This is a genomic window from Streptomyces sp. NPDC028289, assembly GCF_055565975.1.
This window is the reverse complement of record NZ_JBVHTI010000006.1, coordinates 369915-385166: the sequence shown is the minus strand read 5'-3', so window position 1 is coordinate 385166 and position 15252 is coordinate 369915. Positions and strand designations below refer to the sequence as shown.

At 74.9% G+C, this 15252-nt stretch carries 13 protein-coding genes; 6 read left to right on the top strand and 7 right to left on the bottom strand.

All coding sequences use genetic code 11. The features are described 5' to 3' along the window. The 5 genes from hypF to ACZ4UV_RS30880 form a co-directional block, all read right to left on the bottom strand. The gene (gene hypF, locus ACZ4UV_RS30900) at positions 1-2364 is read right to left on the bottom strand and encodes a carbamoyltransferase HypF (RefSeq protein ID WP_451018224.1); all 2364 of its coding nucleotides are present in this window, start codon (positions 2362-2364) and stop codon (positions 1-3) included. Further along, on the bottom strand, positions 2361-3083 hold the full coding sequence (gene hypB / locus ACZ4UV_RS30895) for a hydrogenase nickel incorporation protein HypB (RefSeq protein WP_451018223.1): 723 nt from the start codon (positions 3081-3083) through the stop codon (positions 2361-2363). The genes hypF and hypB overlap by 4 nt, the downstream gene beginning before the upstream one ends. Positions 3084-3223: 140 nt before the next feature. After that, positions 3224-3805, bottom strand: a complete 582-nt coding sequence (locus tag ACZ4UV_RS30890; RefSeq protein WP_451018222.1) for a hydrogenase maturation protease — start codon at positions 3803-3805, stop codon at positions 3224-3226. Then, the gene (locus tag ACZ4UV_RS30885; RefSeq protein WP_451018221.1) at positions 3802-5472 is read right to left on the bottom strand and encodes an enoyl-CoA hydratase-related protein; all 1671 of its coding nucleotides are present in this window, start codon (positions 5470-5472) and stop codon (positions 3802-3804) included. Before ACZ4UV_RS30885 ends, ACZ4UV_RS30890 begins: the two co-directional genes overlap by 4 nt. Positions 5473-5492: 20 nt before the next feature. Further along, a complete protein-coding gene (locus ACZ4UV_RS30880) occupies positions 5493-6788 on the bottom strand; it encodes an acyltransferase family protein (protein WP_451018220.1) in 1296 nt (431 codons plus the stop codon). A 138-nt stretch (positions 6789-6926) separates the two neighbouring features. Here ACZ4UV_RS30880 and ACZ4UV_RS30875 point away from each other — a divergent pair, with 138 nt between their 5' ends. The 6 genes from ACZ4UV_RS30875 (at position 6927) to ACZ4UV_RS30850 (ending at position 13642) form a co-directional block, all read left to right on the top strand. Continuing rightward, a complete protein-coding gene (locus ACZ4UV_RS30875) occupies positions 6927-8273 on the top strand; it encodes an FAD-binding protein (RefSeq protein WP_467842279.1) in 1347 nt (448 codons plus the stop codon). A gap of 95 nt (positions 8274-8368) precedes the next feature. Further along, positions 8369-9103 (top strand): nuclear transport factor 2 family protein, encoded by a 735-nt coding sequence (locus ACZ4UV_RS30870; protein ID WP_451018218.1) that lies wholly within the window; start codon positions 8369-8371, stop codon positions 9101-9103. After that, positions 9100-9441 (top strand): YciI family protein, encoded by a 342-nt coding sequence (locus tag ACZ4UV_RS30865; RefSeq protein ID WP_451018217.1) that lies wholly within the window; start codon positions 9100-9102, stop codon positions 9439-9441. Before ACZ4UV_RS30870 ends, ACZ4UV_RS30865 begins: the two co-directional genes overlap by 4 nt. Then, a complete protein-coding gene (locus tag ACZ4UV_RS30860) occupies positions 9438-10724 on the top strand; it encodes an RNA polymerase sigma factor (RefSeq protein ID WP_467842276.1) in 1287 nt (428 codons plus the stop codon). Before ACZ4UV_RS30865 ends, ACZ4UV_RS30860 begins: the two co-directional genes overlap by 4 nt. Before the next feature lie 222 nt (positions 10725-10946). Continuing rightward, a complete protein-coding gene (locus ACZ4UV_RS30855) occupies positions 10947-12113 on the top strand; it encodes a serine hydrolase domain-containing protein (RefSeq protein ID WP_451018215.1) in 1167 nt (388 codons plus the stop codon). Beyond that, positions 12110-13642: an alpha/beta hydrolase gene (locus ACZ4UV_RS30850; protein ID WP_467842273.1), complete on the top strand. Its 1533-nt coding sequence runs from the start codon at positions 12110-12112 to the stop codon at positions 13640-13642. Before ACZ4UV_RS30855 ends, ACZ4UV_RS30850 begins: the two co-directional genes overlap by 4 nt. Here ACZ4UV_RS30850 and ACZ4UV_RS30845 read toward each other — a convergent pair. Both ACZ4UV_RS30845 and ACZ4UV_RS30840 read right to left on the bottom strand, forming a co-directional pair. After that, a complete protein-coding gene (locus ACZ4UV_RS30845) occupies positions 13608-14522 on the bottom strand; it encodes a pyridoxamine 5'-phosphate oxidase family protein (protein ID WP_451018213.1) in 915 nt (304 codons plus the stop codon). The genes ACZ4UV_RS30850 and ACZ4UV_RS30845 overlap by 35 nt on opposite strands. A 2-nt stretch (positions 14523-14524) precedes the next feature. Further along, positions 14525-15217, bottom strand: coding sequence for a hemerythrin domain-containing protein (locus ACZ4UV_RS30840; protein ID WP_451018212.1), 693 nt, complete (start codon positions 15215-15217; stop codon positions 14525-14527). Between the last annotated feature and the right edge of the window lie 35 nt (positions 15218-15252).

Sequence of the window (15252 nt, the reverse complement as noted above, 5' to 3'; positions counted from 1 at the left end):
TCACTCCGTCTCGTCGCTGACTGCCTTGCGTCGGTCGTCGTCGGGTCGCTGCCCGTGGGCCGCGACCACCAGTTGCCCGAGCGCCAGTCCGCCGTCGTTCGGCGGGACTTCGCCGTGCCGCAGGACCGTGAATCCGGCGCCGTGCAGCAGGTCCGCGCTCGCGTCTTCGAGGAGCGCGTTGGCGAACACGCCTCCGGTGAGGGCGACGGTGGTCAGCCCGGTGGCCCGGCGCGCCCCGCGGCACAGGTCCAGGACGGCGCGGGCCACCCCGCGGTGAAAGCGGGCCGCGATCACCGGCACCGGAGTGCCGCGCCGCAGGTCGGCGACGATCGCGCGCAGCGCCGGGGCCGGGTCGAAGCGGTCGCCGAAGGGGTACGCGGCCGGCTCCGTGCCCCAGGCCGCGCAGGCCTGCGCCTCCAGCTCCAGGGCGGCCTGGGCCTCGTACCCGGCGCGGTGGCACACGCCCGCGAGGGAGGACACGGCGTCGAAGAGGCGCCCCATGCTGGAGGTGGCCACGCAGCCGACCTGGCTCGTCAACTGCCCTTCCAGCAAACGGAGTTCGTCAAGGGAGCAGGCGGCGACACTGGGCAGGTCGGCGTCCCAGGGCAGGCCTGCCGCCCACAGCCGGGCCAGTGCCGTCCGGCACGGGTTGGCGACGCCCGCGTCCCCGCCGGGCAGCGGTGCCGGGGCGAGGTGGGCGAGGCGCCGGAAGCCGGTGTAGTCGGCGAGGAGCACCTCACCGCCCCAGACGGTGCCGTCCTCGCCGTAGCCGGTGCCGTCGAAGGCGACGCCGATGACGGGTGTGGTGCCGTCGAGACCCGCCTCGGCCATGGCGGAGGCGATGTGGGCGTGGTGGTGCTGGACGAGCACCGGTCTGCCGAGCGCCAGTCGGGTGGCTCGGCGGCGGGCCCAGGCGGTCGAGTGGTAGCCGGGGTGGCGGTCCGCGGCGACGGTTTCGGGGCGGATCCCGGTCAGCCGGCGCACGTGCCGTTCCGCCCGGACGGCCGCCTCCAGGGTGGCCAGGTCGCCCATGTCGCCGATGTGCGGCCCGAACCAGGCCAGGTCGCCCTCGCCGACGCACAGCGCGTTCTTGAGGTCGCCGCCGACCGCGAGTGCGGGCCGCACCGGGACCGGCAGGCGCAGCGGGCGCGGCGCGTATCCGCGGGAGCGGCGCAGGACCTGCTCGGTGCCGTCGGCGCGGACCCGCAGCAGCGAGTCGTCGCACGGCGAGGCGATGGGCCGGTCGTGGGCGAGCCAGGCGTCGGCCAGTCCGAACAGCCGGGTCAGCGCCTCGTCGTCGTCCGTGACGATGGGCTCCCCCGAGCGGTTGCCGCTGGTCATGACCAGGACGTGGGGGCCGGGCGGGTCGCCGGGGAGGCCGAAGAGGAGGGTGTGGACCGGCGTGTACGGCAGCATGACGCCGAGGTGCGGGCTGCCGGGGCAGACGCCGGGGGCGAGCCCGGCGGCGGGGCGGGGGCGGAGCAGGACGATGGGGCGCCGGGGGCTGGTGAGCGCGGCCCGCTCGGCCGTCCCGACCTCGGCGATCCGCTCCGCCTCGGCGAGGTCCGCGCACATCACCGCGAACGGCTTGTCGCCGCGCGCCTTGCGGGTGCGCAGCGTGTCCACGGCCCGGGCGTCGGAGGCGTCGCAGGCCAGGTGGTAGCCGCCGACGCCCTTCACGGCGACGACCCGTCCGTCGGCGAGCAGTTCTCGCGCCCGTGAGAGGGCGTCACCGTCGCGAGCGGCTCTCACCCCGCTGCCGGCGGCGGGCACCAGCCGCAGCCGGGGGCCGCACTCCGGGCAGGCCACCGGCTGGGCGTGGAAGCGGCGGTCGGCCGGGGCGTCGTACTCCCGGGTGCAGGCGGGGCACATGGGGAAGCCGGACATGGTGGTGACCGCGCGGTCGTACGGCATGCCGGTGGCGATGGTGAAGCGGGGGCCGCAGTGGGTGCAGGTGATGAAGGGGTGGCGGTGCCGGCGGTCGGCCGGATCGGCCAGTTCACGCAGGCAGTCGGCGCAGGTCGCGGTGTCGGGCGGGAGGAGGGTGCGGCCCGGCGCGGACTGCTCGGTGGCGCGGATGGTGAAACCGTCCTCGGCCCCGGTGGCCGGTACCTCCTCGACAGCCACGGCCGTCACGGTGGCCAGCGGCGGCGGCTCACCGGCGAGCCGCGCGCAGAACCGCTCGACGCCGGCCGCCGCGCCCTCGACCTCGATGAGCACCCCGCCGGCCGTGTTGCTGACGAACCCGGTGAGCGCCAGGTCGGCGGCCAGCCGGTGGACGTACGGGCGGAAACCCACGCCCTGTACGGTCCCGCGCACCGTGACGCGTCGGCGGACCGCCGCCGTCGTCGTGGGCGCCGTCACGAGGCGGTCGGGGCGTGGACGTGGCCGTGCGGGTGCGGGGCGAGCGGCGGCCGGTGCGCCGGGGCGCCGTCCCGTACGGCGAGCACCCGCTCCAGGATCGTGTCGACGCCTTCCCCGGTGCGGGCGCAGGAGCGCACGATCTCCACCCCGGGGTTGACCCGCCGCACCTGCTCGGCGAAGGCGGTCCCGTCGAAGCCGGCCGGTCCGGCGAGGTCGGTCTTGGTGAGCACGACCAGGTGCGCGGAGCCGAAGGCGGTGGGGTACTTGGCGGGCTTGTCCTCGCCCTCGGTCACCGCCATCAGCACGATCCGCAGGTGCTCGCCGAGGTCGTAGGAGGCCGGGCAGACCAGGTTGCCGACGTTCTCCACGAACAGCAGCGCGGTGTCCGCCGGCAGCCAGCCCTCCAGGTGGCCGCGGACCTGCCGGGCCTCCAGGTGACACAGCCCGTCGGTGAGCAGTTGTTTCACCGGCGCTCCCGAACGGGCCAGGCGCTTCGCGTCGTTCTCGGTGGCGAGGTCGGCGGTGAAGGCGGCGACGGACACGCCCCGCTCCCCCGCCCGGGCCAGCACCCGGCCGAGCAGTTCGGTCTTGCCGCTGCCGGGGCTGGAGAGCAGGTTCACCACCCCGACGCCGCGCGCGGCCAGGTCGCTGCGCAGGCTCGCGGCCAGGCCGTCGTTCCTGGCCAGGACGGCCCGGGTGACCTCCTCGGACTGACACATGGGGACTCCGCTCTGGTGATGCCGTTCGTCTGCCGCGGGCCGGTGCGGGCCGGTCGCGCCCGCGCGGCGGTAGCCGCACATCGGCTCGGCCCCGCACCCCCGACGGGGCGCGGTTCCGCAGCCGGCTTCACCGGGTCCGCTCAGCGATCCTCCGCGCCGGTGGCGGCTGTCGGCGGGCGACCGGCCGCGGCGGGGGCCGCGGATTCCTCCGGGCGGTCCAACGCGGGCGTCGCCAGGGGGTCCGCGAGCAGCGCCGGGACCAGGGTGTGCAGCGCCGTGACGGCCCGGCCGACCGCGTCCCGGACGGGTGCGCTCAGCCCGGGGGCGATGTCCTCGTCGCCGCGCGGCAGCTCCCCGGGCTCACAGGCGAGCACCAGGACACGGGGCAGGGCCTCCTCGCCGAGGTGGGCGGCGAGGGCGAGGACCTTCGCCGGGTCCATGCCGTGCGCCTCGGGCGGGGCCGCGGGGCGGCCGTCGGGGAGTTCGGGCTCGACGAGGGTGAGGGTGCCGGGGCGCTCGCCGCGGGCCGCCGCGTCCACGAGCACGACCACCGGCCAGCCGTCGAGCAGCGCGTAGGCGAGGTCCATGCCCCGGATGCCGTAGTCCCGGACCTGCGCCTCGGGCGGCAGCGGGCGCCGCTCCAGGGCGCGGATCACCTCCGGGCCGAACGCGTCGTCGCCGAGGAAGATGTTGCCGACGCCCGCCACCAGCAGCCGCGTCACCGGACACCGCCCGGGACCTTGCGCACGAAGTCGGAGCGCAGCGAGTGGTAGGCGGCGTCCGGGTCGAAGAACAGGGCGTGCATCCGGGCGAGTTCGTCCCTCCGGTACGCGGCGAGCGGCCGTTCGTCCTCGTCGGCCCGGCGCGCCGCGGCCTTGGCGGCGATCCGGCGGTCGAGATCCGCGGTGCCGGCGAGCTCGGCCGCCAGCCGTTCGACCTCGGCGCTGAAGCCCTGCGCGGGGACCGGCAGCAGCCGGTCGACGAGCCCGGTCCGGGCGGCGGCCGCGGCGCTGACCGGCCGGGCCTCCTCCGTCAGCCGCCGGGCGGTGCCGGCGCCGACGCGGCGGGGCAGCGAGTACGTCCAGAACTCCGAGCCGTACAGGCCCATCCGCCGGTAGTGCGGGTTGAGGACCGCACCGGCCCTGCACCAGACCTCGTCGGCGGCGAGGGCGAGCATGACGCCGCCGGCCGCCGCGTTGCCGCCGAGCGCGGCCACGACGAGCCGGTCGGTGGTCCGCAGCACGGCCTCGACCAGGTCGTCCATGGCGTCGAGGTTGGTCCAGGACTCCTCGGCGGGGTCCGGGGCGGCCTCGATGACGTTGAGGTGGATGCCGTTGGAGAAGAAGTCGCGCCGGCCGCCGAGCACCAGGACCCGGGTGGGCCGGGCGAGGGCGTACCGGTAGGCGGTGAGCACGCGCCGGCAGTGGTCGGTGCTCATCGCGCCGCCGGGGAAGGAGAAGCTGACGAGACCGACGTCGCCGTGCTGCCGGTAGCGGATGTCGGACCAGGTGCGGCGGTGCGGGGGCAGTTCCAGCGGGGCGGGGCTCTCGGGGAGGTCCGGGGCGGCGAGGACGTCGGTGGCGGGGCGGCGGAAGGGGGCCGGGTCGCCGGAGTTCCTGCGCGGGCGCAGCTCGGGGATCCAGACGGCGCCGTCGCGGGTGGCCCGGCAGACCGCGCCCGCCCGCGCCGCCAGCAACTCGCCGGGTTCTCCGCGCAGTTCGTCCTCCGGGTGGCCGCCGTGCAGGAACACCTCACGGCCGCGGAGTTCGTCCAGCACCCCCGGCTGCGAGTCGGCCCCGCGCAGCTTGCGCAGCACCGTCGCGGTGTCGTCGGCCGCCCAGTCGATCCGCCGCCGCTCCTGCCGGAAGACGTCCCGCCAGACGACCTTGGCGTGGATCGCGGGATCGCTCTGCGGGCGCGGCTTGTACGAGCCGTCCGCGTACCGTCGTACGGCCCGGTGGACGGCGGTGAGGGCGGCGTCGGCGGCCTCGTTGCGGTAGAGGTCGCTCTTGCCGACCGGCGCCACCGGGAAGGTCTCGCTCGCCCAGACCGCGCCCGCGTCCATGGCCGCCTCGGCCTGGAGGACGGTCACCCCCCACTCGGCAGCCTGTTCGGCGACGGCCCAGTCGAGGGAGGAGGGGCCCCGGTCGCCGAGCGGTCCCGGATGGACGATCAGGCAGGTGTGCAGCTGCCAGACGTCCTCCGGGAGTGCCGTCCTGAGCATCGGCGCGACGATCAGGTCCGGGCACCGGTCCCGTACGGCGCGGCGGACGGCGTCGGGGCCCTGGCCGGCCAGGACGACGTCCACCCGGTGGCCGAGGTCGGAGAGTTCGGCGTGGACCCGTTGGGACAGGCTGTTGAACGCGCTTGCGACGAGCAGAATGTCCATGGTGCGGCATATTCGCCGCTTCAGCGGCTCCCGGGAAGGACCCGCGCGGCGTTTCGCCGGCCGTCCTGCGCCGCGCGGTGCTCCCCCGCCCGTTCCGGGCGCCCTTCCCGCGTCCGGAACGCCCACTCCATCCCGGGCTCCATCACCCACCGGAAGACCCGGCGCACGGGCGGCGTGCACAGCAGGGTCACCACCACGGCGGCGACGACGGTGGCGGTCACCGCGCCCAGCGGGCCGCGCATCCAGGCCGGGTCGTACCAGTGGGCGGGCTTGGCGCTCTGCGCGACGAAGCCGTGCAGCAGGTAGCCGTAGAGGGTGCCGGCGCCGAGGGCGGTGAACCAGGTGCGGCGGCCCGGGACCCAGGCGAGGAAGCAGGCGGCCAGCACCAGGGAGCAGCCGAAGGTGGCGAGGGTCATGACGGGCCCGTACCAGGCGGGCACGCCGAGCTGCTCGGCGCTGTCGCGGTGGAAGAACCAGCGGTAGCCCAGGTGCGGCACCGACCAGTACGCCACGGCGAGGGCGCAGCAGACGACGGGCACGGCGCACAGCCGCACGCTCCAGCGGCGCACCAGGCTGAAGTGCTCCGGCCGCAGGTACAGGCCGAGCACGAAGTACGGCAGGAACTGCAGGACCCGCTGCAGGTCGAGGTCGGTGCCGATGGACGACGACAGGCTCGCGAGCATCGCTGTGGCGAGCGCGACGGGCAGCGGCCACCGCAGCTGCCGCCAGATCGGCGTGGTCAGCCGCCAGATGAACAGGGCCGCCAGGAACCAGGTCAGGTACAGCGGGTTCAGCAGGCTGATCTCGCGGTCCGGGGCGTGGTCGCTCCAGCGGGTGAAGAGGGTGTAGGCGACCTCGAACACCACGTAGGGCACGGCGACCGAGGTGACCAGCCGCCTGATCCGGTCCGGGCTCGCGTCGAAGCTGCGGGAGAAGTACCCGGCGATGACGATGAACACCGGCATGTGGAAGGCGTACACGAACGTGTAGAGCGCGGTGACGGTACGGCTGTCCGAGCGCAGCGGCTCCCAGGCGTGCCCGACGGCCACCAGCACGATCGCCAGGTACTTCGCGTTGTCGAAGTAGGCGTCCCGGCGTGCCGCCGGGGGGCCGCTGCGGATGGCCGGGGCCGGGCGGGGAGGCTCCGGGCGGGGTGGCGGGACCGATGTGCGGTCCGCGGTGGACTCGGGGGCCGTGTCGACGGGCGACGACGTGACGGCCGTGGCTGCTGTGGCGCGGGAGCCGGACAGACCGGAACACCTCTCATGGGGCATGCGCTTCGGGGAGCGGCGGGGACGGGGCGGTACTCCGGTCACGCTGCTCTCCGGAATCCGGCCGGGTAAACCCGTCGTGATGTTCAGGCGTCGGAGCGGGAAACAGGGACCGTCCGCGGGGCACGTGACGCGAGGATGGGGGGCGCCCGTGCCGACCGATCCCTCTTTGGAGCGTGCCGCGTGACGTCGTCGGACCGTGACTCCGAACGATTCCGGGAACTGCTGGACACCCGCCCGGAGATCCTGCGGGAGGCCGCGGAGGACTTCGGCCACCTGGTGTGCGCACCGCCGCTGGGCGTGCTGCGGCCCCGGTCGGCGGCCGGGGTCGGGGAGGCGCTGGCGTATGCCGGGCCGCGCGGGATCCCGGTGGCGGCGCGGGCCGGCGGTCATTCGATGTACGGCCAGGGGCAGGCGCGCGGCGGGATCGTCCTCGACCTGCGCGAGCTGGGCACGGTGGGTCCGGTGACCGGGGACCGGGTGGAGGTGCAGGCGGGTGCGCTGTGGCGGGACGTGCTCGCGGCGACCCTGCCGTACGGGCTCGCGCCCCCCGTCCTCACCGACTACCTCGGTGCCGGTGTCGGCGGTGTGCTGAGCGTCGGCGGGCTGGGCGGCGCGAGTCACCGGCACGGCCTGGTCGCGGACTCGGTGCTGGAGCTGGAGGTGGTGACCGGCGCCGGCGAGCACCTGGTCTGTTCGCCGGAACGGCACGGCGCCCTCTTCCACGCGGTCCTGGCCGGCCTGGGGCAGGTGGCCGTCATCGTCCGGGCCACCCTGCGCCTGGTGCCCGCGCCCGCCCTGGTCCGCCGCTACTGCCTGTACTACCCCGGCCTCGACGCCTACCTGGCCGACCAGCGCCTGCTGGCGACGGACCGGCGCTTCGCCCACCTCGAAGGCCAGGCCCGCCCGACCGAGGACACCGCCGACGACTGGACGTACATGGTGGAGGCGGTGGCCGCCCACGAAGGAGCGACCCCGCCCGACGACCGGACCCTCCTCGGTGGCCTCTCCTTCGTCGCCTCCGAGGTCGAGGACCTCGGATACGCCGAGTTCGCGAACCGGGTCGCCACCGACGAGGAGGTCCTGCGCGCGACCGGCGAGTGGCTGCACCCGCACCCGTGGCTGAACCTCCTGCTCGCCGAGGACACCGCGGCGTCCGTCGTGACCGACGTCCTCGCCGCCCCGGGCTTCCGGGACCTGCGCGACAACGGCCTGGTCCTGCTCTACCCCCTGCTCACCCGCACCCTGCGGGCCCCGCTGTTCCGCCGCCCGCGCGGCGAGGTCGTCCATCTCCTCGCCCTGCTGCGCACCGCCGCCCCGGGCACGGCCGACCCGATGGTGGCCGCCAACCGCACGGCGTACGAGTACGCGCGGGCGAAGGGCGCGATCGCGTATCCGGCCAACGCGCTGCCGATGTCCCCCGGTGACTGGCGGGAGCACTACGGCACCCGGTGGAGTGCCCTGGCCGAGGCGAAGCGCCGCCACGACCCGCAGGACGTCCTGGGCCGGGGGCACGGCATGGGCTGGTGAACGGCGTCGCGGAAATTCCGTGCCCCGGGGTGTCGATTGCGCGGGGTGCCGTTCGTCGGTGGGGTGTAGGAAGCTCTTGAGGACCGGGAGGAACGATGAAGTACATGCTGCTGGTCTGCGGCGACGACACCGCCGACGCGTCCGGGATGGCGCCGGTCGAACCCTGGGTGGAGGAGCACGGCGTCCGGAGCGGGGCCCGGCTGTACGGCCACCGGCTGCAGCTGCCGGACCGGGCCGTCACCGTGCGGGTGCGGGACGGCGAGGTGCTGCGGACCGACGGGCCGTTCGCGGAGACCAAGGAGTACGTGGCCGGGTTCGACGTCGTCGACTGCGACAGCCTGGAGGAGGCCGTGCGGATCGCCGCCACACACCCCGTGGCCACCATCGGGGCCATGGAGGTGCGCCCGTTCTGGGACGAGGGGCTCATGGAGGACGCGGAGACGGCCGTCCGCCGTCTCGACGCCGAACTGACCGCGGCCGCCCACGACCGGGACGTCGACCGGATGGTGGCCTGCTACGCGCCCGACGCGGAGGTCTTCGGGCCGGCCGGTGCGGAGGTGCAGTCGGGGATCGGCGCGCTGCGCAAGGCGGTCGAGGCGTGGTTCGCGAGGCTGGCCGGGCCGGTCCACCGCGAGGTGCTCGAACTCCGCGTGCGGCCCGGGGAGGGCAGCACCTTCAGCCACGCCCTGGTCCGGATCCACGGCACCCGGGTGACCGGGGAGCCCCTGGACCGGGTGGTGCGTGCGACCACCGGCTACCGGGACACCGGTTTCAGCTGGCTGATCGCCCATGAACACGTCTCGGTGCCCCTGGAGGCGAAGCGGTCATGAAGTACGTCATGTTCATCTGCACGCCCGTCGGCGGCGAGGAGCTGAGCCCCGCCGAGATCGCCGAGGACCCGCGCTTCACCTCGTACATCCAGGAGGTGCGCGGCCGTGACGTCGTCAGGGGCGGTGCCCGGCTGCGGCCCGGCGCCGACGCGACCACCGTGCGGGTCCAGGGCGACGAGGTACTGCTGAGCGACGGGCCGTTCGCCGAGACCAAGGAGTACATCGCGGGCTTCGACGTCATCGAGGTCGCCGACCTCGACGAGGCGATCGCGCTGGCCGCACGGCACCCCGCGGCGCTCGCCGGCGGCTCGGTAGAGGTCCGGCCGGTCTGGGAGTGAGCACCACGGACGAGGTCGAGGCGGCCGTCGCCGCCGCGTTCCGTGAGGAGTGGGCCCAGGTCGTCGCCACCCTGATCCGGGTGACCGGCGACTGGGACCTCGCCGAGGAGTGCGCGCAGGACGCCTTCGCCCAGGCGCTGGAACGGTGGCGGCGCGACGGAGTGCCGGGCCGCCCCGGCGCCTGGCTGACCACGACCGCCCGCAACCGCGCCCTGGACGTGCTGCGCCGGGAGGCGGTGGGGGCCAGGAAGCTGCGGGAGGCGGCGGTGCTGGCACGGGACGAGGAGCCGTACGACCCGTTCGATCCATACGATCCGTACGGCCCGTTCGGCGAAGGCGACGGCAGCGGCGTGGCGGACGACCGGCTGCGGCTGGTCTTCACCTGCTGCCACCCGGCGCTGCCGATCGAGGCCCGGGTCGCGCTGACCCTGCGCACCCTCGCCGGGCTGACCACGCCCGAGATCGCGCGCGCCTTCCTCGTCCCCGAGGCGACGATGGCGCAGCGGCTGGTGCGGGCCAAGCGGAAGATCCGCAACGCCGGCATCCCGTACCGGGTGCCGCCGGCGCACCTGCTGCCCGAGCGCACGACGGGCGTGCTCGGCGTACTGTACCTGCTGTTCAACGAGGGGTACGCGGCCACGGCCGGCGCCGACCTGCTGCGCACCGGCCTGTGCGCCGAGGCGGTCCGGCTGGCCCGGCTGCTCGCCCGTCTGATGCCCGACGAACCGGAGGTCGTCGGGCTGCTCGCGCTTCTGCTGCTGCACGACGCCCGCCGGGCCACCCGGGTGGACGCGGCGGGCGACCTGGTCACCCTGGAGGACCAGGACCGCACGGCCTGGGACCGCGCCGAGATCGACGAGGGCACCGCGCTCCTGGACGGCGCGCTGCGCAGGGGCCGCCCCGGCCCGTACCAGATCCAGGCTGCCATCGCCGCCTGCCACACCACCGCGCCGGCCGCCGCCGACACCGACTGGGCCGACATCGCCGGCCTCTACGGCGAACTCCAGCGGTACGTTCCCTCGCCCGTGGTCCGGCTGAACCGCGCGGTCGCCGTGGGCATGGCCGAGGGCGGGGAGGCGGGGCTCGCCCTGGTGGCGGAGCTGGAGGCGGAGGACGACCTGAGGGGCTATCACCTGCTGCCCGCGACCCGTGCCGACCTGCTGCGCCGCCTGGGGCGTACCCGGGAGGCGGCCGAATCGTACGCGCGTGCGCTGGAGTTGGCGGAGAACGCGGCGGAGCGCCGGTTCCTGGCGAAGCGGCTCGCGGAGTGCCGGTCGGCCTGAGCGCTCCGCCGGGTTTGCCGCGACATGCCGTCTGCCGCGCCGTCGTGGCTGGTCGCGCAGTTCCTCGGCCCCTTCGGGCGCTGCCGAACCGCCGCGGACTTCGCCAAACCCGCTTGGGCGCCCGGGGGTTCGCCCGAGGCCCAGGCCGGGGGTTGCCCCCACGCCGGATGCGGCAGCCCACCGGAGTGATCGCGGGGCGGGCCGTGCCTAGCGTGATGGCCCATGGCAACGTTCTCCCTGAAATCCACCCTGGCGTTATCGGTGGCGGCGCTCGTGCTGGCCTCCGCCCCGGCGGCCCTCGCACGGTCGTCGCCTCCGGCGGCGGCCGAGCGCTGCGGTCCGCGGGACGGCGTCCGCGAGGCGCTGACCCGGCTGACCGCCGACGACCGCATCGCAGGAGCCTCGGTGCTCGCCCACGGCCCGTGCGGGCGCTGGACCGAGGCCGCCGGTACGGCCGATCTGCGCACCGGCCGCCCGATGAACGCCACCGACCGGCTGCGCGTCGGAAGCGTCACCAAGACGTTCACCGCGACGGTCGTCTTGCAGCTCGCCGCCGAGCACCGGCTCTCGCTCGACGCCACCGTCGACCGCTACCTGCCCGGCCTGATCGACGCCCACGGCTACGACGGCCGGCGCATCACCGTACGCCACCTCCTGCGCCACACCAGCGGGTTGGCCGACTATCTCGACGCACCGGAGTGGGAGCACCCCGAGCGGCTGCGGTACCGCCACTTCGAAGCGGCCGAGTTGATCGCGCGGGCGCTGCAACTCCCCCGCCCGGAGGGGTCCTGGCACTACGCCACCACCAACTACCTGGTCCTGGGCCTGATCGTCCAGAAGGTCACCGGGCACGCTCCCGAGGACGAGATCAGCCGCCGGGTGATCCGGCCGCTCGGGCTGCACGACACCTCCTGGCCGGGGGACGCGACCCGTCTCCGAGGGCCTTACTCCCACAGCTACTTCACGTCCGGCGACGGGCGGCGCGCCGACGGCACCGACTGGAACATGTCCTTCGGCGGGGCCGGCGGTGCCCTCGTCTCCACGCAGGGCGATCTCACCCGGTTCGCCACCGCGCTGCTCGGCGGACGGCTGCTGCCCGCGGCGCAACTCGCCGAGATGGAGCGGACGGTGGCCGCCGATCCGGACCGGCTGTGGCCCGGTGCCCGGTACGGCCTGGGGCTGATCTCGTCGCCGCTGTCCTGCGGCGGGGTGTGGTGGGGGCACGCCGGGACCGTGCCCGGCGGGCATCGTGCGCTGGTCGCCGTCGGCCCCGGTGGCCGAAGCGTGGCCGTCGCCCTGAACCAGGTCCCGGACAGCCTCCAGGCCGAACTGGACTTCCAGGACCTCGTCGACACGTCCCTCTGCGACAGCGAAAGGACCCCCGCATGACCGGCTTCGCGGCCACCGCCGCCCTGGCCCTGGCGAGCGCTCTCGCCCTCGGCACCGCACCGGCCGCCACCAGCGCCCCGGACCCGCTGGCCCGCTACCACCACCAGCACCTCACCTGGAAGAGCTGCGTGCTCGGCCCCGACGACGACACCGGCAAGGACCTCGAGAAGGCGGGCGCCCGATGCGCCGACGTCACCGTGCCGTTGGACTACGACGACCCGGGCGGCCGTACCATCACGGTCGCCGTCTCCCGGATCAGGGCCACCGACAAAGCCCACCGCGTCGGCGCGCTGCTGCTCAACAGCGGTGGCCCGGGCGGGCAGACGCTCGGTGACCCGCCATGGGTGCGCGAGGCGATGAAGGACACCGGCAAGCGGTACGACGTGGTCGGCGTGGACCCCCGTTTCGTCGGCCGCAGCACGGCCATGGACTGCCACTGGCCCACGGGGTCGGCGATCCGCGGCCCGGGGCACGACCGGGCGGGCTTCGACCGCTCCACCGCCTTCGCCTGGGAACTCGCCCGCGACTGCCGGAAGTACGAGGGCGACGTGCTGCCGTACGTCACCACCCGGAACACCGCGCGGGACATGGACGTGATCCGCGCGGCGCTCGGTGAGCGGCGGATCTCCTACCTCGGTTACTCGTACGGCACCTACCTGGGCGAGGTGTACGCCGCCATGTTCCCGGACCGCACGGACCGGGTCGTGCTGGACGGCGTGGTCGACCCCGCCCGCTACGGCCCCCGCCTGCTGCGCGGTTCGGAGCCCGCCAACCGGCACGCGCTGCGGGACTGGGCCGCCTGGGCCGCCGCCCACGACACGACGTACGGCCTGGGCCGCAGCCGGGACGCGGTGCTGGCCGTCGTGGACCGGATCCAGGCCGCCGCCGGGCGCGCGCCGCTCCGGGTGGGCGGCTACCGGGTGGACGAGAGCGTCGCTCCGATGGTCGTCTTCAGCGGCCTCTCGCAGGACGACGACGCGGCGTACGGCGACCTCGCGGCGGCCGTCCGCGACCTGCGGGACGCGGCCCGCGGCAGGACGGTCGACCCGAGTCCGTGGCTCGCCGACACGCTCGGCTTCACGCTGACCGGTTCCGAGTCGGCGTACGGCAGTGTGCAGACGGCCGTCCTGTGCGGGGACGTCGCCGCGCCCCGCGACCCGGAGACGTACTGGCGTGACGTCCGACGGGCCCGCGCACAGGACCCGTTGTTCGGTCCCGTGACCAACAACATCGGGCCGTGCGCCTTCTGGGACCCGCCCCGCGAGCGCCCGACCACGATCAGAGACGACCTGCCGGCCCTCCTCGTCAACGCGACCGGCGACCCGCGCACCGTCTACGCGGGCGCGCAGGCGGTGCACCGGGACTGGCCCGGCTCCCGCCTGGTGACGCTCTACGGCGCGGACCAGCACGCGGTGTTCGGGGTCTACGGCAGTGCCTGCGCCGACGCGGCGGTCGACGCGTACCTCGCCTCCGGCAGGCTGCCGGCGGCGGACGTCACCTGCGCCGCGCGTCCTGTGCCAGCGCCCTGAACTCCTCCCATCGCACCCGGGGCCGGGGCAGGCCGCGCCGGCGCAGATAGCGGTCGGTGGCCCGCCTCGTGCTGCGGAGCACGCTCACCGCGTCACTCACGCGGCCCGACCCCATCGGCTCCACCACCTTGCCCGGGGCCAGCACCCATCCGGTGCCGACCGCCCGCAGTTCGCCGCGCACGAGCGCGTTGTGCATGTGGTTGAGGCGCTCGTCGTGCCGGTGCACCAGCAGGGCGGCGGGCCCCGCGGCGGCCGGGCAGTCGGCCGGTACGTCCACGGCGAATCCCTCGCCGGTGGGCACCGGCCGGGTCCGGGCCAGTACCGGCGCGCCGGAGGCGTCGCGTGCGGCGAGCACCGCCGTCGGGAAGCGGGCGAGCTGCGCGGCGCCGACCAGTTCACCGGCCGGCGCCGCGGGCGCGGCGGACAACGGCAACGGCGGCCGTACGACGACCTCTTGCGGCGTGACGGTGATCAGCAGGCGCAGGTAGTACCAGTCCATCACCAGCCGCATCGGCGCGGTGACGTACGCCCTGCTGTGCGGCTGCCGCTCGAACAGCATCCGCCAGTAGTCCTCGGCGCCCTCCGGCCCGGTCATGATCTCGTCGGGGCACTCGGCGTGGCCGCCGACGAAAATCTGCGGGGCCCTCTCCAGGCCGCTGCCGGTGGGGTCGGAGAAGAGCAGCGCGACACGGCCGTCCCGGCGGATGTTCAGGGCCTTCTGCGCGAACGCCAGGGAGGTGCTGAGCAGCAGCGTCCCGTCCGGGCGGCGGCGCACGGCCGTCGGCCAGGCGAGCGGGGTGCCGTCCCGGCCCAGGGTGGCGAACTCGCAGGTCCGGTAGGCGTCGAGGACGTCGAGCGGGGCGGAGTCGAGGAGGGCCATGTCTACTCTCCGTCCAGCGGGGCACGCATGCTGCGGCGGTAGGCGGCGTACTGGCGGCGGCCGACGGCCCGCCACAGCAGCCGGCCGATGAGCGGGGCCTTGCCCAGGAAGTAGGCGCTCTCCTCGGGGGTGGCCTCCTCCAGGATCGCGCCGAGGGCCAGCATGCGCTTGTTCTTCGGCAGCCCTTCCAGGCCGCGTTGTCCCACCAGTTCCCATTCCGGGACGGTGAGGTGCTCGGCGACCAGCGGGAGCAGCGACTGCTCCTCCTCGTCGAGGTGCTCAAGGAGCGCGATCCGGTGCGCGTCCAGGGCCAGCGCCAGTTCCTCGGCGGGTATCCGGTCTCCGGACCCCTCCCACACGGGCGTCCACTCGGCGACGGCGGTCAGGGTGCGGTCGATCGCCTCGTGCTGCTCGGTCATCCGGTCCACCAGCGCCTCGTCGTGGTCGGCCCGGTCCCGCAGCAGCGGCCAGATCAGTTCGTCCTCGGCGTGGTGATGGTGGTGCAGGCCGAGGGTGTAGTCGCGCAGTGCGGCGGCGACCCGCGCCGCACGGGCCCGGTCGCCGTCGGGCACGGCGCGCACCAGCCGGGGCAGCAGCGCCGACTCGCGGCGGAACACCCGGTGGACCACGATCATTTCGTGGGTGTGAGGACGATCGGCGGTGGTGGGGGCGCCGTGGCTGCTGTTGAGGGACACGCTTGCTTGCTCCAACGATCTGATGTCTGCGTCGG